Here is a 23,457-nt window from a genome sequence, read left to right as displayed (position 1 = left end):
ACGGCCTTTTTATTTATTCTTCAAGAATTGTGGTTTCCTCTTTAATCTGTATTCCTCTTTTCTTTAACTCGTTCATGAATTTTTCAACAGGGATATGATTCATTGGAGACAGGACTCCTTTTTCTTTGATATCGCCTCTGACAATCATCCTGGCGGCAATGGCTGCGGTATAGCCCACACCTTTACTCATAGCCATGATTCCTGTTTCAAGATCGCGCTCAATGAGCATGCTGGAGGTAAAGCGAATTTTTTTATTGTCTTTTATACCTTCAAAAATATTGATCATGGCGACAAGATCTTTTTCGTCATCCTGATAGGCCAGTTGGGGGCCTAAATGTTTGTCCATGAAATCCATTGGTGATACGGTGCCGTCAAGGCCCTTAACCGGGTCTTCACTTAAAAATCCCAATGCCTTGAGAGGCCGCCAGAAAGCACTCCATCCGGGCCATCTAAGGGAATACCTGCCCGTGTTAACAATCGTTTTTGTCAGGCCCATGCGATCAGTGAAGAAAACCGCATCCCCGTTGGGAATAGCCTCCAGGGTACCAAGGTCCGGGAATTCGATTTCATGGACAAAGGATTCATCATGTTGTCTGGCACTGGGGATTGCAATAATCTGCCGATCCTTGATGATCCTTCCATCCCGCATGGTGGAGCTCAAGACCCCCCGCCAGATCCAGGACAGCTTGTAATTCATGGGATTGGTGCAGGCCTTTCTTTCCGGGAATCCACCGCAATAGGATTTAATCGATGACAGGCTGTCAAACCGGGTTTGCGCATCTCCATAAATCACAAGGTCTATTCCAGGGTCCAGACCGCACTCGGGCATGATGGCAATTCCGGCTTCTTTTGCCGCTTTGTCCAGAACTTTTGTGTCATACATATAATTGGTGTTCACCACAGGAACCTTCGCTTCCAGTGCTGCCTCATTGACATGGGTCTTAAAGTCTTTTGGCAGAAGGTCAATGACCACATCCACTTTTTTATACAGGTTCAAGAGATCTGATCTGTTTTGGGCATCAATTCTGGCAGTGGTAATTTTTTCCATATCCATAAAGTCGCTAATCTTTGATAATTCGTCAAACCGGATATCTGCGCAGATAATTTGTGAAACATGCGAATCTGATGCCAGATCGCATAAGGCGGTTCTTCCCTGAATGCCGCATCCGCCAAGAACAAGAATTTTCATGGTTTCCTCTTTTTGGATTTTTTTATTTTATACGCTGTAGGGCAAAGTCTGTATGCGTTACTGTATACATTGATAATTGTTATTTTTTTGTCAAGCATTTTTTATCTAAACTGGCGAATACTGAAAGGGATGATATTTTTCCCATACTTTCCTTGACAAGACAAGAAAAAAGTTCTTATTCTAAATTCACAGTTTTGCTTATTAACTTAAAAAAAGGGGGCGATAATTTGAAAAAATTAATGGTTATTACGGCTTTATCATTTATTATGATGGTTTCTACAGTCTGGTCCGGTACGCTTGAAGATATCCAGAAAAAAGGATTTCTAACTTGTGGTATCAGTGAAGGTGTTCCGGGTTTTTCAATTCCCGATTCCACAGGACAGTGGAAAGGGTTTGATGTTGATATGGCAAGGGCTGTGGCCGCCGCTGTTTTGTCAGATCCACAAAAAATAAAATTTGTTTCTTTGGCATCCAAACAAAAAATTATTGCCGTATCTTCCGGCCAGGTAGACTTAACTTCCAGAACAACCACATGGACTTTGAAAAGAGATGCAAAACAAGGTGTTGATTTCACTAAAATTGTTTTTTATGACGGCCAGGGATTCATGATTTCCAAATCTTTAGGTGTGGACTCGGCAACAAAAATTGATGGTGCTACCGTATGTGTGACAGCCGGCACCACATCCGAACTCAATCTTGCTGATTTTGCAAGGGCCAATGGGCTTAAAATCGAAGCCCTTGTTTTTGATGGTAAAAAAGAGGCTCTCAATGCCTATGCCACAGGCCGATGTGATTGTTTTACAACAGACGTAAGCCAGCTTGCTTCTCTGAGAACCACTCTTGCCAAACCCGAAGACCACCAGATCATGCCGGAAGTCATTTCAAAGGAACCCCTGGCGCCTCTGGTTCGACATGGAGACAATCAGTGGAAAGATATTGTCACCTGGGTCATCAATGGACTCATCGCGGCTGAAGAGAATGGCATTACCGCTGCCAATGTTCTGGAAAAGAAAGAAACATCCAACAATCCTGTAGTTCAGCGCATGCTTGGCAAATCAGGCGATACCGGCAGCTATCTCGGGCTTGACGCAGACTGGCTGGTTCGGGCAATTCAGGCTGTAGGCAACTATGGTGAAATTTATGACCGTCATTTCGGGCCCTCAACTAAGCTGAACATTCCCCGGGGTGTCAATAAATTATGGACCCAGGGTGGACTTCAATACGCATTGCCTATCCGATAATTTTTTACGTTTAACACATTACAGGGGGGCTGATATGCCCCCCTGTTTCATAACTAAAACTATCTAAAACAGGCTTGTATCAGATATAAAAAATTTTGGGTAAGGCAGCGCTTTGAAACTACCGGTATTTTTATTTTCAAAATCCACAATGACAACCTTGACGCTTCAAGCAGCTGTCATCGGCATAATTTTTTATGCCGCACACGGACTGCTTGTCAACACACAGGCAAATCTTGAAGCCCGTAACATCGCTTCCGGCTTTGGTTTTTTATCTTTGGAATCCGGGATGCCCATCAGCAACTCTCTATTGCCATACTCTCCGGCAGACTCTTATGGTTTTGCTTTTTTTATCGGAATTATCAATACTCTTTATGTTGCTTTTTTGGGTATTATACTTGCCACATTGTTAGGAATTTTAATCGGTGTTGCCAGGGTTTCCGGTAACTGGCTTATATCAAAACTTGCAGAGATATATGTTGAAGTATTAAGAAATGTTCCTTTACTTCTCGTCTTGTTTTTCACCTATTCCATTGCCCTTGCCGCACTGCCGATTCCCAAAAAAAGTCTGATGCCCTTCCAAGGTTTTTTTTTGAACAACAGGGGAATCTACCTTCCCAGACCCATACCTGAATCAGGTTTTTTAATTGTTTGCCTGGCGGTTCTGACAGGCATTGTTGCGGCATTTTTAATTCACTGGTATGCAACCCGGCTTCACCGGGAGACGGGTCGGATTATTCCTTCATTTACCATAGGCGTGACTGCCATGGTAACAATTCCTGCCATTGCATGGTGGGTGACCGGCGGCCCCCTGGCATGGGAATTTGCTGTGTTAAAAGGGTTTAATTTTACAGGCGGCTTAGTCATCCGTCCTGAATTTTCAGCCCTGATGACAGGACTGGTATTATACACAGCCGCCTTTATTGGTGAAAATGTCAGAAGCGGCATTCAGTCGGTGGCCACAGGCCAGATTAATTCATCCAAGGCCCTTGGATTGCCGGCCGGTCTTACCATGAGAAAGGTCATTTTACCCCAGGCGCTGCGGGTGATTATTCCTGCCACTACCAATGATTATACAAGCCTGGTTAAAAACAGCTCTCTTGCAGTTGCTATCGGCTATCCTGACATGGTCTCCATCGGCGGTACCATTATTGGTCAGAATGACCAGGCAATAGAAGTCATTGCCATGTGGATGGGGGTTTATATGACGATCAACCTGATCGTATCAATAATCATGAACTGGCTGAATGCAAGAGTTCAGCACATTGGCAGGTAAACATGACAATATCACCTGATGCCAGCAAAGAATTGCATGTTTTTAAACCCATGCCTGACCTTCCTGCACCCCTGGAATCTGTCGGTATTATCGGCTGGCTTAAAGGTAATCTTTTTAGTAGTAAAATTAATTCTTTGCTCACATTTGCAGCACTTCTCTTTTTATGGAAAGCCGTTCCCCCGCTGATCTCCTGGACAATTATCGATGCCACCTGGTCACTTTCTTCTACGCCAGATCCCACCCCAAAAACAGGTGCCTGCTGGACCTTTATTTTTGTAAAATTCAGGGTGCTGATGGTTGGGCTATACCCTCAAGAATTATTGTGGCGCCCGATCCTGGCCTTTGTCATCTTTGGTGTCGTCTGTGTGTTAACCGCCCTTAGAAGACTTCAGACCAGACTTTTGATTGCGCTCTGGTTCTTTTTGCCCTTGCCGTTATTTTTTCTGATCAATGGCGGGATAGGCCTTGAAATCGTAGAACAATCCTTATGGGGCGGCCTGATGTTGAGTACAGGGCTTGCTGCCATTGGTATTATCATGTCCATACCCCTTGGCATACTGCTGGCCCTTGGCCGACGATCAAACATGGTCATCGTAAAATCCCTGTGTATCGGTATTATTGAATCCATACGAGGCGTTCCCCTGATTACCATCCTATTCATGGCCTCTGTCATGCTGCCTATTTTTCTGCCCCGGGGAATGAACATCAACAACCTCTTACGAGTGCAGATCGGTATCATATTATTTTCATCCGCCTATATTGCGGAAGTGGTAAGGGGAGGACTCCAGGCCATTTCTCAAGGGCAGATCGAAGCTGCCGCTTCTATAGGGCTTAAAAACTGGACAATCACTTATTTTATTGTTCTGCCCCAGGCCCTTCGTCATGTTATCCCATCTCTCATCGGTCGCTGTGTTGCGCTCTTCAAAGATACATCTCTTGTAATCATCGTCGGACTGCTTGATTTTTTAGGAATGATCAAAGCCTCTGCACAAGACCCTGAATGGCTTGGATATGATGCAGAAGCCTATGTTTTTTGCGCGCTAATTTACTGGATTATCTGTTTTTCCATGAGCCAGTATGGCAAATCCATTGAGCATCGCAATCAATGGTCATAATTGGAGAAATTAAATGAATCAACAGAACATTCCCATTATTGAAATTACAAATTTAAACAAATGGTTTGATAATTTTCATGTCCTCAAGAATATAAATATGACGGTACACAAGGGTGAAATTATTGTCATATGCGGCCCCTCAGGATCAGGAAAATCAACGCTTATCCGTTGCATAAACAGAATTGAAGAACATCAAAAAGGAAAAATTATTGTAGCAGGAACAGAGCTGACAGGCAAAATGAAAAATATTGCCAGTGTCCGCAAAGAAGTGGGAATGGTGTTTCAGGATTTTGATCTTTTCCCCCATCTGACGGTTCTTGAAAACCTTACACTGGCCCCTGCCTGGATTCTCAAAATGCCCAGGAAAAAGGCAGAAGAAACTGCCATGGCACTTCTTAAGCGGGTACAAATTCACGACCAGGCATTTAAAATGCCGGGCCAGCTTTCCGGTGGCCAGCAGCAGCGGGTGGCAATTGCAAGAGCCCTGTGCATGAATCCTAAAATTATGCTGTTTGATGAACCCACATCTGCGCTGGACCCGGAAATGGTAAAAGAAGTGCTTGATGTCATCAGGCAGCTTGCCCATGACGGCATGACCATGATCTGTGTTACCCATGAGATGGGATTTGCAAAACAGGTTGCCAATAGAATACTCTTCATGGATCAAGGTGAAATCGTGGAAGAAAACAATCCCGAAACATTTTTCACCAGCCCGAAATATGACAGAACTCAAAAATTTTTAAGTCAAATTATTTAAACAAGAAGACAGATTAAGGAATCCAAATGTCAAATAAGAAATGCTATATTCACCTCTTCCCTCATGGCAGGCGAATTGAAGCAAGACCCGAAAGAACTCTGATGGAATCACTCATGAATAAAAGCATTTTTTTGAGATCTGATTGCGGCGGTAAAGGTGTCTGCAAAAAATGCCAGGTCAAGGTTGTTGCAGAAAACGGGGATAGTGAATTTAAAGAAGCCTGTCAAGTCATCATTTCAGATGATATTTCAATTGAGATCCCGGAATCATCCATGCTGTCATCCCATATTATCAGTAAAGCGGCAGTCTCCTTTCCTGAAGCATTCAAGGACAGGTTTAAAAATGTGAACGGTAAAGATAGCTATGGCATTGCCGTGGATCTTGGTACAACAACCATTGCCGTATACTTTTGCAACACAACTAAAGGCAGGGTGCTTTCTTCGCTGGCCGTAAAAAATCCCCAGGCTCTGTATGGGGATGATGTTATGAGTCGGATCAGTGCTATCGGCCAGGAAGAAAAAAATCTTGGACATTTGCAGAAACTGGTTGTCAAGGCAATAGAGTGGGGGATCAAAGAACTTTTAGCATCCCTTGATCTTAAAGAGGAGATGATTTCTCAAATGGTGACGGTGGGTAATCCAACCATGATCCATATATTTGCAGGTGTGGATCCAAAATCCATTGGAGTTTCTCCTTACCAGCCGGCTTTTTATAAAGCAAAAAAAATCCAATCCAATGATCTGGGCTTTAAAATAAAAGATTTTTCAATTCAACTGCTGCCCCAGGTATCCGGTTTTATCGGAGGAGATATCCTTAGTGCAACCCTGGCAGTTGATCTTGAAAATCAACCGGATGGAACCCTGCTTGTGGATCTGGGTACCAACGGGGAATTGATGCTGAAAGGAAAAGACCAATTTTTTGCGACATCCTGTGCAACCGGCCCGGCATTTGAAGGTGCAACCCTGTCCTGTGGGATGCAGGCAATCCCGGGTGCCATCAATACGGTTCAAATAAAAAACCTGGAAGACTTGCCCCAATACACCATTATCAACCCGTCGAATTCTTCCGGCTTGAAGCCGTCTGGAATTTGTGGAACCGGTGTTATCAGTGCTGTGACCCAGTTTTGTCAAAAAAAGATCATAGACCCGGGCGGTGCGTTCCAAAATAAGAATAAGCAATATATTATCGTTCCGGAAGATTCTTCTCAGGATGGCTCTGCAATCTTTATCAGTCAGAAGGATATCCGCTCTGTCCAGTTGGGTAAAGGGGCATTGATTACAGGGATTGAATTTCTTCTAAAGGAAGCAGGGCTTGATGAACCTGAAAAAATTATTATTGCCGGAGCTTTTGGATCATTTCTTGATAAAAAGGATATGATGACCCTGGGAATGATCCCGGCCATGGATCTGAACAGGGTAGAAGTTGCAGGGAACTCAGCCGGAGCCGGAGCCATTATGGCTCTGTGTGATAATGCTTTTCTTGATAAAGCGATACAGATAGCAAATAAGGTTATAGTTGTGGATCTTGCCTGTAACCAAAATTTTCAAGATGTTTTTGTTAAAAAGCTAAGTTTTCCTAGTGTACCGACAAGATTTTTTTAAGATCAAGACCGTATTTTCTCATACGGTTCCAAACGGTTACCCTGTTGATATTAAGAATTTTTGCCGCCTTTGTCTGGTTGCCGTTTGTCTGTTTGAGTGCTTCGATTAATTGTAATTTTTCACTGGGCAAGGCCTCGTCTGCAGTTAATTGAAGGACGGGAGAAAGGGGTGCTTTTTGTGCCGTACCGATCTTCTTGGGCAAATGGTCTAATTGGATAAGGGGCCCCTCAGTGGTAACAAAAGAATACTCCATTGCATTTTTAAGTTCTCTGATATTGCCCGGCCAGTGGTAATCCATGAACGCTTCCATGGTATCATGGGCTAAACCATTTATTGTTTTACCGGTTTGCATATTTAAACGATGAATAAAAGAATTAATTAATAAAGGGATATCTTCTTTTCTGTCTCTTAAAGGCGGCAGGTGTATCGGGATGACGTTAATTCTGAAAAGCAAATCCTGTCGAAATTCATTTTTATCTATCAACTCATCAAGATCTCTGTTTGTGGCTGTGATGATTCGTACATCAACTTTGATCGGTGAAATATCTCCCACTCTTTCAAATTGGCCCGACTCAAGGACCCTTAAAAGTTTTGTCTGAATAGACAATGGAATATCACCGATTTCATCCAGAAAGAAATCTCCATGATTGGCGGCTTCAAATCGGCCGATCCGGTTGCTGTAAGCCCCTGTAAATGCGCCCTTGGCATGGCCGAACAATTCGCTTTCCAGGACCGCTTCATTCAATGCAGCACAATTGAGTTGAATAAAAGCCCCATTTTTTCTTGAACCACACAGGTGGATGGCATTGGCCACCAATTCTTTACCGGTTCCGCTTTCGCCGAGAATAATAACAGGGGCATTGCTTTGAGCAGCTTTTCTTATCATTTCAAACATATTCTGCATTTCAGGGGATTTGCCCACCAAGCCCCAAAAGTCATTTTCCTTGTCGCATTGCCTGGAAAGAATATGAACTTTTTCATCCAGTTTGGTAAGTTCAGAAATATCGGTTAAAGTTTCCACAACACCAAGTGCTGTCTGGTCTTCATCCCATAGTACGGATGCATTTTTTAAAATCGGCAAGAAAGTTCCATCTTTGCATTTGATAAGACAGCGGCATTTTTTCATGTCCTGCTGGCCTTCTTCAAACAACTTACACCATGCAGTTTTTTTATCTGTCTGCATGATTTTTTCACAGGCGTCACAATCTAATATTTCGCAGGACATGCCGATGGCTTCTTTTGACGTATACCCGGTAAGCGTTTCAAAGGCTTTATTAACCATTAAAAGGGAACCTTCGGGGCCGATAAACATCAGTCCATCGTTAATGGTATTCACTATTTTTTTCCAGAAGATATTCATTTCATGTTCATTCATACGCTTTCCTCTCAAATGTCTGTTTAATCGTTTAAACAACTATTAAAATAATGTTGATGTTTAAACGATTGTTTAAATACTATTTAATTTCTAAACAGTCAACCCAAAGTTGAAAATTAATTATTTTATGTAAAACCAGTGAGTTATATACATTTTTATTTTTATGATATCTCCGGCACACCTGTTGCAAACATTATTACCTATAATTTTATAATTTAATAACGGGAGGCTGAATGGCATCAAAAATTGTATTAGATCTTAAGGGAGTGATTTCACCTCTTAATCTTTTCAAATGCAAAAGCTGCCTTAAATCTATGGAAAAAGGGGATGTTTTGGAAGTTATGCTGGCGGATGTTGATGTGGTACAGGATCTGATTATGATTATCAGGCGGTCCCGTGATGAAGTGGTCTACAAAAAGAAGATGGCGGGTTGTATCTGCCTTGGGATTAAAAAAGGGTCAAGACTTTAAATCAGTTAGATGTTGAATATAAAAAGGAGGTAAAATGCAACTTAGTAGACGGAATTTTTTTAAATTCATGGGAGCAGCCGGTGCATCTGCCGCAGCACTGCCCTCATCTGCCAGTGCATGGGAGTCAAAGGCGCCGCCAGATCCTTTAGGATGCCTTGTGGATCTGACCCGGTGTGTTGGCTGCCGTAAATGTGAACATGCCTGTAGTGAGGTGAACAGCCTTCCGGCTCCGGAAAGGCCCAATTGTAATTGTACTATTTTTGAAAAAAACAGAAGGCCGGATCATAAAGCTTTTACAGTGGTAAACCGGTACTTTACAGGTAAAATCGATGAGTGTAACAAACCGGCTCCGGCCTATGCCAAAGTTCAATGCATGCATTGTCAGGATCCGGCCTGTGTGTCCGCCTGCATTGTGGGGGCATTAACCAAGGAAGAGAATGGTAGTGTCAAATATGATGTCACCAAATGTATTGGCTGTCGATATTGCATGGTAGCCTGTCCGTTTGAAATACCCGCCTATGAGTACCATGATCCGATTACTCCCCGGGTGATGAAATGTACATTCTGCTATGACAGGATATCCGAGAAAGGCGGTCTTCCAGGGTGTGCAACTATTTGTCCAACGGAAGCCCTGACCTTTGGAAAAAGAGAGACAATTTTAAAACTGGCTAAAAAAAGACTCAAGGAAAACCCCGGCAAGTATATTGATCATGTGTATGGTGAAAAAGAGGTGGGGGGAACCTCATGGCTATATATTGCATCTGTGCCATTTGAAAAAGTAAACCTGCCCGTGTTGCCGGAGAACCCTTTACCCAAACTTTCTGAAACCATACAGCATTCGCTGTTCAGTTATCTGTGGTCACCGATTGCACTTTTCAGCGTTCTGGGAGCATTCATGTATAAATCAAATAAAACTGGGGAAACACCAGAAGATAAAGGAGGTGCCTGATGGAACATAAAGCAAGTCCTTTAAATAAAAAATTCTGGACTCCTGGAGTCCTTGTACTGCTGGTCTTTATGATAGCTGGCGCTGTTTCCATTATTGCCAGATTTACCGGCGGTATTGGCTATGTCACCAACCTGAGCAATGCCAGACCCTGGGGGCTCTGGGTGGGTGTGGATGTGGCAACTGGTGTTGCTCTAGCTGCAGGCGGGTTTACCACTGCTGCTCTGGCCCATATTGCAGGTAAACATTATTATGAACCCATTACACGGCCGGCTCTTTTAACGGCTGTCTTAGGGTATACCTTTGTTGTCTTAGGTCTTCTGGTGGATATCGGACGTTCCTGGGCCATCTGGAAACCTATATTTAACTGGAATACAAATTCAGTACTTTTTGAGGTGGCCATGTGTGTCATGGTTTATCTTCATGTACTTTATTTTGAATTTTTTCCCATTGTTGCGGAACAATTCAAAGGCAGGGTGAACCTTCCGGGTATATTATCCGCATTCAATGGTCTGGTAGACATGATTTTAAAAGTTGGTGATGCCATTATCGGTAAAATCATGTGGATATTCATTATATTAGGGGTTGTGTTGTCCTGCATGCATCAATCCAGCCTGGGATCGCTCATGCTGGTAGCTCCGACTAAATTGCATCCATTATGGTATACTCCCATACTGCCTCTTTTGTTTTTGACATCCGCCTTTGCCGTAGGCTATCCCATGGTAGTTTTTGAAACGACCATTGCCACTTCTTCTTTCAAGCTTGATTCCGAGATGAGCTTTCTTACCCCCTTAACACGGATTACCATTTTTCTTTTGGGAACCTACATGTTTCTCAAACTCGGAGACATGTTTTTCAGGGGAACCTATGTGTATCTTCTGGATGGAACCCACCAGACCAATTCGTTTATCGTAGAAATGCTTTTGGGTATAATTGTACCATGGGTGATGCTGCTTTTTCAAAAAATAAGAGAGTCAAGAAAAGGCATTTTTACAGCGGCAGCTTTGATTGTTTTTGGTGTGATTTTAAACAGGGTTAATGTGTTCATTGTAGGGTACAAACCGCCGTTGACTGAAAATGGATATTTCCCTGCACCCGGCGAAATTTTTGTCACTTTAGGACTGATCGCAACGTTGATGTTTGTGTATAGAGTCGCTGTGACCTATCTGCCTGTTTTACAGGAATCTAAGGAGGTATCGTCATGATAAAGAAGATTATTTTCTTCGCAGGTCTGGTGATCCTGACGACTGCCCTGTGCGGGGCAGAGGTCTGGAAAGCGCCGGATCAGGAGAAAGCAAAGGAAAGGGCAAAACAGGTAGTTCCGTTTATTAAAGAATACAATGATGTCAGCCAAATTCATCGAAGGATATCTTTAATGGATGCCGGCATATCTTTAAAGGATGTGACAGAGGCCTATTTCCTTTTAGACAGCCCCATTATTAAAAAAAGAGAAGACCATTACGAGCCTGTCAGGTTCTCCCATAAACGGCATGCAAATCTTACCAATGACTGTAGCAAGTGCCATCATTTTCGGCCAAAAGATGAAAATGAGCTGGAAACGACAAGATGTTCAGCCTGTCACCAGGACTCCTTTAATCCGGATCATCCAGAGAGAATCGGCCTTAAAGCGGCCTACCATCAGCAGTGTATGGAATGCCACCAGCAAAAAGCCAAAGGTCCAACAGATTGCAAGGGATGTCATTTGCAAAACGTGCCGGATCATAAAGAGCTGGTCAAACTGCCGGATAATGCCGATGTGTTTCAGGTGACTGCCGAATGTCTGCGGTGTCATGATACCCAGGCAGAAGATATGCTGACCACAGCCCACTGGTTGTGGAAAGGCCCATCACCCTATACAACGGGTCATCGAAAGGATATCATGCACGGTAAGGGCACGACAGCCCTGAACAACTACTGAATTAGCCCCATAAGCAACGAGGCTCGTTGCACAAGCTGTCATGCAGGATATGGATGGAAAGATGATTCTTTTGATTTTACCGATAAGACAAAAATGGACTGTTTAGTCTGCCATGATACCACTGGCAAGTATAAGAAAGACCCTCCGGGAGCAGGAATGCCCAAAAAAGATGTTGACCTGAAACTGGTTGCAGAAAATGTAGGCCATTCAAGCCGTGCCAGCTGCGGTTCATGCCATTTTAATGGCGGTGGCGGGGATGCGGTGAAGCATGCGGATATGTCAAGGCAATTGCTGGAACCCAACCGGAACTGTGATGTTCACATGGGGGGATATGATTTTACCTGTACAGAATGTCATACAACAAGGAACCACAAGATAGCAGGAAGAAGTTCATCCGTACCGGTTGCCGAGGGTGAGGTAACCTGCCAGCAATGTCATTCAGATGAACCCCATTATTGCGGCAGTCTTTTGGATCACCATTTAAACAAGCATGCCAAAACCCTTGACTGTAATGTCTGTCACGCACCAGTCTATGGAAAATGCAAACCCACCAAGACATGGTGGGACTGGTCCAAGGCAGGGGATAAGAAACGCAAGCCCAAAAAAGATAAATACGGCAAGCCCGATTATAACAAGAAAAAGGGTGAGTTTAAATGGGAAGAATCGGCAGTTCCCAATTATGCATGGAGTTCAGGCTATATGAATCGCATTTTCATTGGTGACAAGGTTAATATTAATGCAGATACTATTAACCTTACAGAACCGGTAGGATCCATAAATGATCCGGGTTCCAAAATTACCCCCTTTAAAATGATGGGTGGAATCCAGGCGGTTGATGCGGACCATGATTATTTCCTTGTTCCCCATCTCTGGCCACGCAATAAGGAAGACAGCACTGCCTACTGGAAACACTTTGACTGGGAGAAAGCCTTTCAGGATGGTATGGATGCGGTCGGTCTTGACTACAGCGGCTCATATAAATGGAAAGAGACCTGGATGTACTGGCGTCTGGATCATGAGGTAATGCCAAAGGAGATGTCCTTGTCCTGTGTCCAGTGCCATGAAAGCCTTAAAGGGGATAAAACCTGTAATCGTTGTCATCAAGATAATCGCAATGTTGATTTCAAAAATATTGCCCATAAGGGGACAGATTTTTCCTATATGAAATCTCAAGGAAGAGATGTCGAGCATTTGATCAATAAAACCGATTATATTAATTTTAAAAAACTGGGATATAAGGGTGATCCCGTTATTCACGGCGGTCGTTTTACTAAACTGCCCATGGGATATGAAAAACACGAATAAATAATTAATTTGTTTGTTTTGCCTTAAGCCTGATATACCAGCAATTTTTACCTGGTATATCAGGTCTCCACAAGACAGCCGCATTATTCTCCTTCCTTGACTCTAAAAATATATGGAAATTCCAATAATTTTGCTATAGAATGCCATATGTGATTGGGTAGTTTGTATACAGATGGATATAAAATTTTGTATAGAAAGTATCCAGTTATTATAAATTTAAAATTTTACTTCTTATAATAGAATAAATATTATTTTTTATTTCAATATCTTATGATATTGTTATCTTGAATGGCATATCTTTTGCTTTAGTTTAAAATATTAATCAACACATAAAATTAAGTTAGAAAAAAGGGTATTATAACGGATTTTATATTTCAAAGGAGACGGTTATGCCTCTAGTTCAAATCGAAAATGTTTCAAAAATATACCAGACAGGTGAAGTTGAGGTTAAGGCTTTAAGTGATATTAACCTGTCCATAGAAAAATCAGCCTTTGTTTCTTTTGTGGGCCCGTCAGGGAGTGGTAAGACGACCATGTTAAATATGATTGGGTGTCTTGATATGCCTACCTGGGGAAAGATTCTTGTTGACGGTAAACAGGTTGACAGCTTTAACCGTCAAAAGCGGGCCGCATTTCGGGGAGATGTAATCGGATTTATTTTCCAGTCCTTCAACCTTTTCCCGGTATTGACGGCTTACGAGAATATAGAATACCCTCTTGTTATGATTAAAAACGAACCTCAGGAAAAAAGAAAAGAAATGATTCTCACTGTTCTTGATTCTGTGGGTATGCTGAATCAAAAAGATAAATTTCCCGATCAATTGTCCGGGGGACAAAAACAGAGGATTGCTGTGGCAAGGGCTCTGATCACGCAACCCAAACTGGTAATGGCTGATGAACCCACGGCAAACCTTGACAAGACATCTTCCATCAATGTGATTCGTTTGATGCGGGAGATGAAAGACAAGCTTGGAACCACTTTTATATTTTCCACCCATGATCCCCGAATTATGGAAGAGGCCGAAATTACACATACACTTGTTGACGGGAAGCTTTCATAAGCAAAAGGAGAAATAAAATGACTCGAATATTTAAAATCGCGCTTCGTAATCTTTTAAGATATAAACGAAGAACCCTGTTAACCTCTCTTTTGATTACCCTTGGTATTGTGCTTGTAATTTTATTTTCCGGTCTTGCTGGTTCTTTTAAAACCATGATGATAGGACAAATCACGGATTCAAACCTGTCACAAATGCAAATCCATAAAAAAGGATATGTTTCTTCAATTGATACCATGCCGTTAAATCTGACGTTGGATACTAAACGATACAAGAAAATTGAACAATTGCTTTCAAGTCATAGTGAAATATCAGCCTGGGCCCCCCGAATCAAACTCAATGCCATGTTAAGCAACTTTACCGATACGACCAATATCCGATTGAATGCCATAAGCCCTGAAAAAGAAGTGCTGGTCTGTCCGGATGTGGGGAGCCGGATGACATTTGCTAAAAATAGAGACCCCGGGGTATTGTTAAATCCGGGTGAGGTGATTATCCCGGAAAAGCTGGCCAAAGGGATGAAACTCAAAATCGGCGATCCAATAGTTCTGGTTGCAAACAACAAAGACGGCAGTGTGAACGGGTTGAACTTTACCATTGCCGGTATTATTGAGAGTATCTTGGGCCCCCAGGGAAAAGAAGGGTATATGCATATAAAAGATGCCCAGGAACTGTTGCGGATGGATAAGCCCGAAATAATTGAGGTGGCCATTCGATTACATGATTTTGACAAACTTGATAACGTATATGCAGCGGTCTCTTCAAAATTAGCAGGCGTTATAAATAAAAAAGGAATGCCGGAATTTGAAATTCATACATGGGATAAGCTTTCTCCGTTTTCTAATATCGCTAAAATGATAGATTTTATGACCATTACAATGAAAATTATCATGATTGCCATCGTATTAATCAGTATTCTAAATGTTATGATGATGTCTGTTTATGAGCGTGTCAGAGAAATTGGAACCATGTCGGCAATCGGGACGTCTCCCGGCAGGATCATGAGCCTTTTTCTTGCAGAAGGTCTTTTATTAGGGCTTATCAGTACAATTGTCGGCAATGTCATTGGATTATCCGGTATATTTTTATTAAATATTTATAAAATCAGCTTTGCCTTTGGCCGCCAGGATAATTTGCTACTGGCTCCCTCAGTGAATATAACCGAGCTTTTATGGGTTTCCTGCATTGTTCTGTTTATTTCTGTTTTTGCCAGTTTGCAGCCCGCCTATAAAGCCTCAAGAATGGAGCCGGTTGATGCATTGGGACATGTTTAACTTAATTGATGCCGACGGAAAACCGCCAATTTTCAGGTTTTCGTCCAGGCATAAGAAAGGTATAAAAAAATGAAAAAAATATTTATAATTATTTTGCTGGGTCTGTTTTCGGCAATACCGGCATTTGCCCTGGATGGAAATGAAATTCTCAAACAAGTCGATCGAAATTTAAACCCTGAAAGTTTTGAAATGTACAGAAAGCTGATAAATATAGAGCCGGATGGCACTAAAAAAGAATTTGTCATGTTTTCCATAAAAAAAGGTAAAGACAAAATAGCATCGGTTTTCCTTTCACCTGCCAGTGAAAAGGGAAGAAGTACCCTGCGTATCGGGGACAACATGTGGTTATATATTCCAAATGTTGGAAAACCAATCAGAATAACAAGCCTTCAATCTGTAACAGGCGGGGTTTTTAATAATTCTGATATTATGCGGGTGGATTACAGTGCTGAATACAATTGTGAAAAAATAGAAACAATAGATAACGGATACACACTCTATTTAAAGGCGAAATTAAAGAATGTTGCATATGAAACTGTTACCATGTCCATTGATTCTGAGAAACTGCTTCCCTATAAGATTGAGTGTTATGCCGCATCAGGAATGTTAATAAAAAACCTTTATTTTAAAAACATTAAAGACTTTGGTAATGGCGTTGTCCGGCCCTCACTTATTGAAACTGACAGTCCTTTATATAAGGATTATAAATCTTATATTGTATTTGCAAATGTTAAAAAAAGAGACCTTGCCGATGAAATATTCAGCTTGAATTATATGCATAAAATTGATGGGCTGCGATAATAATGAGACATGTTTTTGTCCTTTTAACCGCCTGGTTTATGATAGTTTTGTTCTATGGAACAGCATTTTCACAAAATACTGATAACAGCCTGATTGATCTGGATCTTGAGTTTAAAATTGAGGAAGTTAAAAAAAAACCATATTCGATAAATGCTGATATTGAAATAAAAGAAACCATAAGATTTTTTGATAGAAACGCACTCTTATTTAAACAAAAATATCTGGATGAAAAAAAGGAAGACACAGCCTGGCAGACAGATCTTGATTTAACAATTGAGGGCCAGTACCAGAAGGACTTTATTAAATTATATGGCCGTTTCAACGGCCTTTTCTATTATAACGACGATGAAAATTTTGAATCTGAAAGAAAGGTTGAAGAGACTTATATCTCTTTTCAGCCTTCTTTTTCGTGGGCTTTTGATGCAGGCAAAAAAGTGCATAAATGGGGAAAGGGATATGCCTTCAGCCCTTCTGCATTCTTTTCCAGGCCCAAAGATCTTGATGATCCTGATGCAACATTGGAAGGCTATTATTCCTTGAGCGCTGATTATATCAAGAGCATGGAAGGTGTTTTGCAGACAATTGCTATAACACCTGTTTTCATGCCGGTTAACAGGGATATTAATCATGAGATAGGTCCAAAAGATGAGCTCATCTGGGGGGCGAAATTTTATTTTTTTGCCTTTGATACGGATGTTGATTTCATGTTTTTACTCAGTGATAATATGGATGACCGCGTTGGGATTGATTTTTCTAAAAATCTTACCCCCTCGCTTGAAATTCATGGGGATGCGGCTTTGGTTAAAGACTATCATCAATATATTATTGATGCTGATGGAAATACCAGTGTGCAGGAATACACGGCCTTTAATTTTCTATTAGGTCTGCGGTACCTTTCCAGTCAAGACACAACCTATATATTAGAATATTATCGGAACGGACAAGGATATTCGCCCCGGGAATATGAAAATTATTTCTCATTGATTGAAAGAGGGTTTGAGCAGTTTTCAAATACATCAGACAAAACATTAATTTCCACGAGCAAAACATACTCACCTTATTATAATCAACAGGCTGCCATGAGAGACTACCTGTATTTAAAAATTTCTCAAAAAGATCCCTTTGATATTTTATATTTTGTGCCGGCAATCACTTTTATTTATAACATGAACGATCAAAGCGCTTCCATAACACCCCAGATGACGTATTCTCCACTGACCAACTTAACTTTGGAATTTAAAACTGCATTTCTTCTAGGTGAAAGCAAAACCGAATATGGTGAGAAAATAAACAAAGCCAAGATCATCCTATCCGTTCAATATTATTTTTAAACAAAGTTTGTGGTTTTTTAGTGATTAAAGTTATTATTGGTATATATTTTGCTCCTCTATACTTTCTGGGATTTTCCCAAACGATAATAACTAAAATGGAGAAAAATAAATGAAATCATTGATTGTTTATTCCAGTCAGACAAAAAATACGAAAAAACTTGCAGAAGCAATTTATGAAAGCCTGGAGGGAGAAAAGGATATCTTCCCTGTTGATGAGGCGCCTTCTACTGAAGGGTACGATTTAACCGCAGTGGGGTTCTGGCTGATGGCGGGCAAACCCGATCCGAAAATCAGTGAGTATTTGGCAAAAAAAGTGATAAAGGACAATAGTCTTTTCCTGTTTGCGACACATGGTGCGGCAGCAGGATCCAACCATGTTAAAAATGCAATAGATCACGCCATTGGTCTTAAAAATGATGTCAAGATAAAAGGTGTTTTTACCTGTCAGGGAGAGGTCAATCCAAAAGTATTGGAAAAAGTGAAACAAAAACCTGAACCCCCTGTATGGATTGGTGATGCAGCTCATGCTGTCGGACATCCCAATGAAGAGGACTTATCCGCTTTAAGGAAAATGATTACTGAATTGTAAAAATGGAAGAAGGAGCTGATTATTAAGCGTCACCTTATTATTCAGCTCCTTTTTAAATGGTCTTTTCTTGAATTATTTTCCGGATTCAGATAGGTCTTGCAACTTTTTTTTAACTGCCGCAAGTTCCGCTTTCAGCATATCCACGCTATTTTGCAATGTGTTCTGATTGACAGACTCGGTTTGGCCATAGCCTTTCCCGAAGCCGGGTGTCTGACAGCCTCTCCTGCCGCGTTGTCTGCCCATTCCCATACCGTATCCTCTATCGTTTCTTCCTGTAAATCCCTGATCGGGATCGACAGCACCAGTACAGTTTCCTCTTCCTCTTCCTGTCATGGCTCCTTCATTCATAGGGCCTCTTTGATTAAATCCTGGCATAATTTTGCCTCCTTTTGTTTATAGTACTGTGGCAGCATATTGGTAAAATAGTTTTACTGCCATAATTAAAAATCCTGATTTACTTATTTTCCTTTATCAAGCCCGTTACCTTGGCCTTTTCCTCTGCCTGTGCCCGGCCCCCTGCCTCTTCTTCCATATCCCCTTCCACGACCATGGCGTCCATAATCGGATCCATTGCCGGTAATCAAATAACAGCCGCCTTCCACTTTGAGACGATATGCGTTCACAAGGGCGTTTGACAGGTTGAACCGGCCGGCTTTAAGAATCCTTCCAAATGTTTGCCGGGATACGTTCATGATTTCTGCTGCTCGGCTCTGATCCAGTCCTTCAAAATCAATATGGCGGATGGCCTCAAACTCTTCAAGGGAGAGGGTGACTTCTCCTCTTTCTTCAACACCCTCAGGTCTGAATTCTTTGATAATCGGATGGGATCTGATACATCTTGGTCTTTTAGGTCGGGTCATGTTATTTCCTTTATTTAAATTTGCTCCATCCATTTAGCCGAAGGTAATTATTTATTATTTTGGTCATTTGACCATAATAATAATACTGATAAGAAAACATGTCAAGCAGAATTATGGTCAAATGACCAAAAAAATGCTGTAAGGAATAAATTATTCCTTACAGCATTTTTTTACCGCTTTATTTGTATTATCAGTTTAGTATTATCTGGCGGTTTTCCTAGGATGGCCGTGCCACAAGCACCGGCACTTTTGATTTAAGAATAACACCGCTGGCAGTACTTCCCAACACCACCTCTTCAAATTTACCATGTCCGTGGGTTCCCATGATAATCATATCGAAATTGTTATTTTGTGCAGTTTTTACGATTTCATTAACCGGGTTGCCTGCTGTAACAATCGTTCGATTTTCTGAGAGTGGACAATGGGGCATTTGTTCAAGAACTTTTTGTGATGTTAGTTTCATTCTTTCCTGGATAATTTTCTTTGCAGTGTCAATATTTTTCCGGTTAAATTCATCCCATTAATCCCTGTCCCGGAAGAGTATTCATCCAGCACATCCGGAACAACATGGATGACATGAACCTGGGCGTTATATTTATTTCCAATGCTACAGGCATATTTAACAGCATGTCGGGCAGTTTCAGATAGATCCGTTGCAAAAAGTATCTTTTTTATATCAATTGTCATGGAAACATTTTTTTCAAATTCAGGATTTTTTATTTTTTCATCTATTCTAAATTCAGCGGTTTTTTTCTCTTTTGCCCTGGGCGCGCCAAACATATAATTTACAAATTTTACATACCATGCCGCACTCTGAATCTGGATGATATAGGCAAGGGCAATCAAAAGTGCAATGGTCATTCCCTGTTTTCCAAAGGCTGTCATGGCAATGGCAAGGGCGATGGATAAATCACGCATAACAACCCCGAAAACCATGGCAACAGCATCTTCTCTTGAAAAGAAAAACCTGCCGACTATTGTTAATAAAATATATGATATGAGATAAAAGACAGTCAAAGGGATTAGAATAATGATGATATCACCGGGATTGGCAATGATATGTTTTGCTTTAAGCGACATGGCAAGAAATGCTATTAAGACGACTCCAAGGGCAGAAAATGGAGGAAATTTGGGTTTAATTTTTTCATTCCATAGTTTTTTGCCATATTTTTTCATTCCAACAGCCTGGGTTAAAAGGCCCACAAATAAAGGAAAAAATACGAAAATAGCAATCTGTTTGAACATATGAAGCATGTTTACTTCTATGGTCGCACCCATAAACACTTTGGTAAAAATCGGAGCCGCAAGAGAGCCGATCACGAGTCCGAATACAACCATTTTAATGGCAGCTTCCTTATTGCCTTTGGCAAATCCGGTCCAGGAAATGGTCATTCCTGATGTTGGCAGAACACCTATCAAAAAGAGTCCAACAGCCCAGAGAGCAAACTTGGGTGCTTCACCCGATAAAAATATTTTTCCAATAAAAAATACAAGCAAAGGAACAAATATGAAATTGATGATCTGGGTTACCAGTTGAAGTTTAAAGTCATGTCCTTTAAAGATGGTTTTCACATTTAATGTCACCATCATGGGGTAGACCATGATAAATGTTACCGGAATAATGAATTGTTTCAAAGGCGTTGCGTTAAACAGATATCCGTAGATTAATCCGACTATCATGGAGGTCGGGATGGCCCATACAAGATTCTTTTGTATGAGTGACAAAAATTTGAGCATCACATCAATTCCTTTGTTGGTTTATTTTGTGTGAACGCTTGGAAATAAGTCTGCATCGGTATGAGGTAGGAACTGGGCTCTTGTGAACTCTTCCATAAAGTCATTATTACTTGAAAAATCAAGATATGTCATTGTATTTGAAATAGCGATGGCCTGTTGGCGATAAGTATTGGAAAGAAGTGCCATATAGGCACCTGCAATGGAGCTGTTTCCCATATATTTGAATTTTTTTCTTTCAATATCCGGGAGCAATCCTATGGTTATTGCCTTTTCAATGTCGAGGAATTGCCCAAATCCCCCGGTGATAATCATCTGGCCGATAGAAGAAAAATCCATCCCAACCTGTTCAAGAAGGATGCTGAATCCTGCATATACGGCAGCTTTGCTTAGAATCAGACTCTTTATATCTGACTGAGTAAAAATAATATCTTCTTCTGAGTCAATATTGTCTGCAGATTCAATAATAAAAGCGGGTTCTTCGTTGAACAGGGTAAATCTTGGGTGATTGAGTTCAATCTGGAATTTTCCATCCTGACCAATGACTTTTTTTAAAAGCATTTCAGACAAGAGATCTATCATGCCAGACCCGCAAATTCCCCGGGCCGGCTTATTTTCTACGGTTAAATAGTCAGGGTCAAACGTTTCAGGGTCAAGGGTAATCTTTTCAATAGCCCCATCCTCTGCACGCATGCCCCACCTGATACCTCCGCCTTCAAAAGCAGGACCTGCAGAACAGGCTGCGGTCATAAGAAATTCATTATTACCCAGGACAATTTCTCCATTTGTTCCAATATCAATGAAAAGGGTAATATCTTCAAACTGATGGAACCCTGTATATAGTACACCCGACACAATATCCCCACCCACATAGCTGGCAGGTCCCGGCATCACAAAAACACCCGCATAAAATGCAGCCTTTAATCCGATTTCACTGGCTTTAATAATCGGGAATTCAGAAACAGTTGGAATATACGGCTCTCTTCTAATATATTTTGCTTCGATTCCAAGCAGCAGGTGGGTCATGGTTGTATTGCCGGATATAACAATACTTTCAATCTGTTTATGGTTTGCATCGGTTGAGTCCAAGGCCTGTTTTGTTAAATTATTGATAGTGGAAATCGCCATTTTTTTTAGTTTTTTTACACCGTCTTTTTCAGAGCACACAATACGGTTGATGACGTCATCACCACATGCGGCCTGTCTGTTATGACCCGATGCAGCACTTAGTACGGCACCATCAGCCATATCCACAATATAGACAACAATTGAGGTTGTTCCCAGATCCACAGCCATGCCAAGAGATTTTTTTCGATCATGGGCCGGGCTGACATCAACGATTTCCGAAGAGCATTTTTTCCATAGTAAGGAAGCCACGACCTTCCAGTCATCGTCCCTGACCGACTCTGTCAGTTGACGCATTACCCTGATATTAATATTCATTTTGGAGGTGTCATATCCAAGTTTTTTAAGCTGTCGTTTCAACCGGTCAAGATCACTGACAGTATCCTCCAGTGTCGGCAAATCAAGCTGAAAGGGGATTTTTTCTACAATCGGTTCTATTTTTTCTACAAGCCCTGAAAGTTTTTTGGTGGCTGCCTCTCCCATTCCGGCCGCTTTTAATTTTTTTTCGATTGTCTCTTCCGGAATTTTGACTATGATATCTTCAGAAATTTTTGATTGGCAGGCAAGGACATATCCCTTTTCTTTTTCTTTGTCACTTAAAAGCAATGTTTTTTCAGAATCAATTTTCCCGGATTGTATGACCAGTTTGCATTTCCCACAGGACCCCTTACCATTGCAGGAAGCATTGATGTAAATATCTGCTTTTTGGGAGGCTTCCAATAAATTTGTCCCTGGGGTGACGGCAACTTTTTTCCCCCCTGGTTCGAAGGTGACGATACATTCTTCTTTAACAGGTTCTTCCTTAACAGCTTCTTCTTTTGAAGAGTCAAACCCTTTTTTCGTAATAAAATGAATCGGGCAGGAGGGTCTGAACTTGCAATAGATATCGGGATCACGACACTCCAGACATTCCTCGCAGAGATAAATATTATGCTTCATACAGATATAACTGGTTTCTCGATCAGGATGATTGATACATTTGCCCATTTAGAACCTCCGGTTTTTTTAATTGCTCAAGTTCTATATCACGTCATCCAGGCTTTTCGCAATGGTGATTTCGGATTGAAGACCCACAAACCTCTTAATCTCTTTGCCATCCTTGAAAAGAATTAGTGTAGGGATACTTTGGACACTGTATTTTGTAGCCAATGTTCTGTGTTCGTCGATATTGATTTCAATGATAGATGCACGGTTTTGATATGTATTCATCAGTTTTTTGATGATAGGTTCCTGTGCTTTACAAGGAGCGCACCAGGTTGCATTAAAATCCATGAGCGTAACACCATTTTTTAAAGTTTCCTGGAATTGATCTATACCCATTTTTAGTTAATCTCCATAGATGATTTGATAAAATAACTATTATGAAAATTTATTATAATCAAAAAGTATGCCACGCATTACTTTCTTCCCTATAAAAAACATGCTAACTCATTGAAAATTAAAGGTAAAATAATATAAATCTTCAAAATATATTAATGCTATATGATTGTAATTA

At 41.2% G+C, this 23,457-nt stretch carries 22 protein-coding genes; 14 read left to right on the top strand and 8 right to left on the bottom strand.

Features of this window, described 5'->3' with window-relative positions:
- Nucleotides 1–13: 13 nt before the first annotated feature.
- Complete coding sequence (locus HGJ91_RS07875; RefSeq protein ID WP_291347167.1) at nt 14–1,189, bottom strand: saccharopine dehydrogenase C-terminal domain-containing protein; 1,176 nt, start codon at nt 1,187–1,189, stop codon at nt 14–16.
- Nucleotides 1,190–1,416: 227 nt separating this feature from the next.
- On the opposite strand from HGJ91_RS07875, the gene HGJ91_RS07870 reads away from it, so the two are divergent.
- The 5 genes from HGJ91_RS07870 (at nt 1,417) to HGJ91_RS07850 (ending at nt 7,176) form a co-directional block, all read left to right on the top strand.
- A complete protein-coding gene (locus tag HGJ91_RS07870) occupies nt 1,417–2,430 on the top strand; it encodes an amino acid ABC transporter substrate-binding protein (RefSeq protein WP_291347166.1) in 1,014 nt (337 codons plus the stop codon).
- Nucleotides 2,431–2,542: 112 nt separating this feature from the next.
- Nucleotides 2,543–3,703, top strand: coding sequence for an ABC transporter permease subunit (locus HGJ91_RS07865; protein ID WP_291347165.1), 1,161 nt, complete (start codon nt 2,543–2,545; stop codon nt 3,701–3,703).
- 2 nt (nt 3,704–3,705) lie between these two features.
- A complete protein-coding gene (locus tag HGJ91_RS07860) occupies nt 3,706–4,818 on the top strand; it encodes an amino acid ABC transporter permease (RefSeq protein WP_291347164.1) in 1,113 nt (370 codons plus the stop codon).
- 34 nt (nt 4,819–4,852) lie between these two features.
- Entirely contained in the window at nt 4,853–5,575 is a 723-nt protein-coding gene (locus tag HGJ91_RS07855; protein ID WP_367142587.1) for an amino acid ABC transporter ATP-binding protein, read from the top strand.
- Between the two features lie 26 nt (nt 5,576–5,601).
- Nucleotides 5,602–7,176, top strand: a complete 1,575-nt coding sequence (locus tag HGJ91_RS07850; protein ID WP_291347162.1) for an ASKHA domain-containing protein — start codon at nt 5,602–5,604, stop codon at nt 7,174–7,176.
- Here the strand turns inward: HGJ91_RS07850 and HGJ91_RS07845 are convergent.
- On the bottom strand, nt 7,151–8,551 hold the full coding sequence (locus HGJ91_RS07845) for a sigma 54-interacting transcriptional regulator (protein WP_291347161.1): 1,401 nt from the start codon (nt 8,549–8,551) through the stop codon (nt 7,151–7,153). The genes HGJ91_RS07850 and HGJ91_RS07845 overlap by 26 nt on opposite strands.
- 233 nt (nt 8,552–8,784) lie before the next feature.
- Between HGJ91_RS07845 and HGJ91_RS07840 the strand changes: the two genes are divergently transcribed.
- The 9 genes from HGJ91_RS07840 (at nt 8,785) to HGJ91_RS07800 (ending at nt 18,243) form a co-directional block, all read left to right on the top strand.
- Nucleotides 8,785–9,021: a sulfurtransferase TusA family protein gene (locus tag HGJ91_RS07840; protein ID WP_291347160.1), complete on the top strand. Its 237-nt coding sequence runs from the start codon at nt 8,785–8,787 to the stop codon at nt 9,019–9,021.
- Between the two features lie 34 nt (nt 9,022–9,055).
- On the top strand, nt 9,056–9,970 hold the full coding sequence (gene hybA / locus HGJ91_RS07835) for a hydrogenase 2 operon protein HybA (RefSeq protein ID WP_291347159.1): 915 nt from the start codon (nt 9,056–9,058) through the stop codon (nt 9,968–9,970).
- On the top strand, nt 9,970–11,172 hold the full coding sequence (gene nrfD, locus HGJ91_RS07830) for an NrfD/PsrC family molybdoenzyme membrane anchor subunit (RefSeq protein WP_291347158.1): 1,203 nt from the start codon (nt 9,970–9,972) through the stop codon (nt 11,170–11,172). Before hybA ends, nrfD begins: the two co-directional genes overlap by 1 nt.
- Nucleotides 11,169–13,190, top strand: coding sequence for a tetrathionate reductase family octaheme c-type cytochrome (locus tag HGJ91_RS07825; RefSeq protein ID WP_291347157.1), 2,022 nt, complete (start codon nt 11,169–11,171; stop codon nt 13,188–13,190). The genes nrfD and HGJ91_RS07825 overlap by 4 nt, the downstream gene beginning before the upstream one ends.
- 389 nt (nt 13,191–13,579) lie before the next feature.
- Complete coding sequence (locus HGJ91_RS07820) at nt 13,580–14,251, top strand: ABC transporter ATP-binding protein (RefSeq protein ID WP_291347156.1); 672 nt, start codon at nt 13,580–13,582, stop codon at nt 14,249–14,251.
- 17 nt (nt 14,252–14,268) lie between these two features.
- The gene (locus tag HGJ91_RS07815; protein ID WP_291347155.1) at nt 14,269–15,522 is read left to right on the top strand and encodes an FtsX-like permease family protein; all 1,254 of its coding nucleotides are present in this window, start codon (nt 14,269–14,271) and stop codon (nt 15,520–15,522) included.
- 69 nt (nt 15,523–15,591) lie between these two features.
- On the top strand, nt 15,592–16,323 hold the full coding sequence (locus HGJ91_RS07810; RefSeq protein ID WP_291347154.1) for an outer membrane lipoprotein-sorting protein: 732 nt from the start codon (nt 15,592–15,594) through the stop codon (nt 16,321–16,323).
- Between the two features lie 2 nt (nt 16,324–16,325).
- A complete protein-coding gene (locus HGJ91_RS07805) occupies nt 16,326–17,654 on the top strand; it encodes a hypothetical protein (RefSeq protein ID WP_291347153.1) in 1,329 nt (442 codons plus the stop codon).
- A 109-nt stretch (nt 17,655–17,763) separates the two neighbouring features.
- Entirely contained in the window at nt 17,764–18,243 is a 480-nt protein-coding gene (locus tag HGJ91_RS07800; protein ID WP_291347152.1) for a flavodoxin family protein, read from the top strand.
- 72 nt (nt 18,244–18,315) lie between these two features.
- Here the strand turns inward: HGJ91_RS07800 and HGJ91_RS07795 are convergent, their stop codons facing one another.
- From HGJ91_RS07795 to trxA, 6 genes are all read right to left on the bottom strand, one after another.
- Nucleotides 18,316–18,618, bottom strand: a complete 303-nt coding sequence (locus HGJ91_RS07795) for a DUF5320 domain-containing protein (RefSeq protein ID WP_291347151.1) — start codon at nt 18,616–18,618, stop codon at nt 18,316–18,318.
- 83 nt (nt 18,619–18,701) lie between these two features.
- Complete coding sequence (locus HGJ91_RS07790; protein ID WP_291347150.1) at nt 18,702–19,103, bottom strand: DUF134 domain-containing protein; 402 nt, start codon at nt 19,101–19,103, stop codon at nt 18,702–18,704.
- Between the two features lie 217 nt (nt 19,104–19,320).
- Nucleotides 19,321–19,566: a universal stress protein gene (locus HGJ91_RS07785; RefSeq protein WP_291347149.1), complete on the bottom strand. Its 246-nt coding sequence runs from the start codon at nt 19,564–19,566 to the stop codon at nt 19,321–19,323.
- Nucleotides 19,563–20,840 (bottom strand): bile acid:sodium symporter, encoded by a 1,278-nt coding sequence (locus HGJ91_RS07780; protein WP_291347148.1) that lies wholly within the window; start codon nt 20,838–20,840, stop codon nt 19,563–19,565. The genes HGJ91_RS07785 and HGJ91_RS07780 overlap by 4 nt, the downstream gene beginning before the upstream one ends.
- Before the next feature lie 21 nt (nt 20,841–20,861).
- Nucleotides 20,862–22,949 carry an ASKHA domain-containing protein gene (locus HGJ91_RS07775; protein WP_291347147.1) on the bottom strand — a complete coding sequence of 696 codons (2,088 nt, stop codon included), beginning with the start codon at nt 22,947–22,949 and terminating at the stop codon, nt 20,862–20,864.
- Nucleotides 22,950–22,982: 33 nt separating this feature from the next.
- On the bottom strand, nt 22,983–23,282 hold the full coding sequence (gene trxA / locus HGJ91_RS07770) for a thioredoxin (protein ID WP_291347146.1): 300 nt from the start codon (nt 23,280–23,282) through the stop codon (nt 22,983–22,985).
- Nucleotides 23,283–23,457: the final 175 nt, after the last annotated feature.

This window comes from Desulfobacula sp. (assembly GCF_014237455.1).
In the GTDB taxonomy this organism is placed as follows: Bacteria; Desulfobacterota; Desulfobacteria; order Desulfobacterales; family Desulfobacteraceae; genus Desulfobacula.
The sequence above is the reverse complement of the archived record's forward strand: the minus strand, read 5'-3'. Positions and strand labels throughout refer to the sequence as shown.

Coding starts and splice junctions, on each gene's coding strand:
- HGJ91_RS07805 (WP_291347153.1), top strand. CDS start 16,326: ATGAGACATGTTTTTGTCCTTTTAACCGCCTGGTTTATGATAGTTTTG.
- HGJ91_RS07840 (WP_291347160.1), top strand. CDS start 8,785: ATGGCATCAAAAATTGTATTAGATCTTAAGGGAGTGATTTCACCTCTT.
- HGJ91_RS07775 (WP_291347147.1), bottom strand. CDS start 22,949: ATGGGCAAATGTATCAATCATCCTGATCGAGAAACCAGTTATATCTGT.
- HGJ91_RS07810 (WP_291347154.1), top strand. CDS start 15,592: ATGAAAAAAATATTTATAATTATTTTGCTGGGTCTGTTTTCGGCAATA.
- HGJ91_RS07850 (WP_291347162.1), top strand. CDS start 5,602: ATGTCAAATAAGAAATGCTATATTCACCTCTTCCCTCATGGCAGGCGA.
- HGJ91_RS07815 (WP_291347155.1), top strand. CDS start 14,269: ATGACTCGAATATTTAAAATCGCGCTTCGTAATCTTTTAAGATATAAA.
- HGJ91_RS07845 (WP_291347161.1), bottom strand. CDS start 8,551: ATGAATGAACATGAAATGAATATCTTCTGGAAAAAAATAGTGAATACC.
- HGJ91_RS07780 (WP_291347148.1), bottom strand. CDS start 20,840: ATGCTCAAATTTTTGTCACTCATACAAAAGAATCTTGTATGGGCCATC.
- hybA (WP_291347159.1), top strand. CDS start 9,056: ATGCAACTTAGTAGACGGAATTTTTTTAAATTCATGGGAGCAGCCGGT.
- nrfD (WP_291347158.1), top strand. CDS start 9,970: ATGGAACATAAAGCAAGTCCTTTAAATAAAAAATTCTGGACTCCTGGA.
- HGJ91_RS07860 (WP_291347164.1), top strand. CDS start 3,706: ATGACAATATCACCTGATGCCAGCAAAGAATTGCATGTTTTTAAACCC.
- HGJ91_RS07795 (WP_291347151.1), bottom strand. CDS start 18,618: ATGCCAGGATTTAATCAAAGAGGCCCTATGAATGAAGGAGCCATGACA.
- HGJ91_RS07785 (WP_291347149.1), bottom strand. CDS start 19,566: ATGAAACTAACATCACAAAAAGTTCTTGAACAAATGCCCCATTGTCCA.
- HGJ91_RS07800 (WP_291347152.1), top strand. CDS start 17,764: ATGAAATCATTGATTGTTTATTCCAGTCAGACAAAAAATACGAAAAAA.
- HGJ91_RS07790 (WP_291347150.1), bottom strand. CDS start 19,103: ATGACCCGACCTAAAAGACCAAGATGTATCAGATCCCATCCGATTATC.
- HGJ91_RS07875 (WP_291347167.1), bottom strand. CDS start 1,189: ATGAAAATTCTTGTTCTTGGCGGATGCGGCATTCAGGGAAGAACCGCC.
- trxA (WP_291347146.1), bottom strand. CDS start 23,282: ATGGGTATAGATCAATTCCAGGAAACTTTAAAAAATGGTGTTACGCTC.
- HGJ91_RS07820 (WP_291347156.1), top strand. CDS start 13,580: ATGCCTCTAGTTCAAATCGAAAATGTTTCAAAAATATACCAGACAGGT.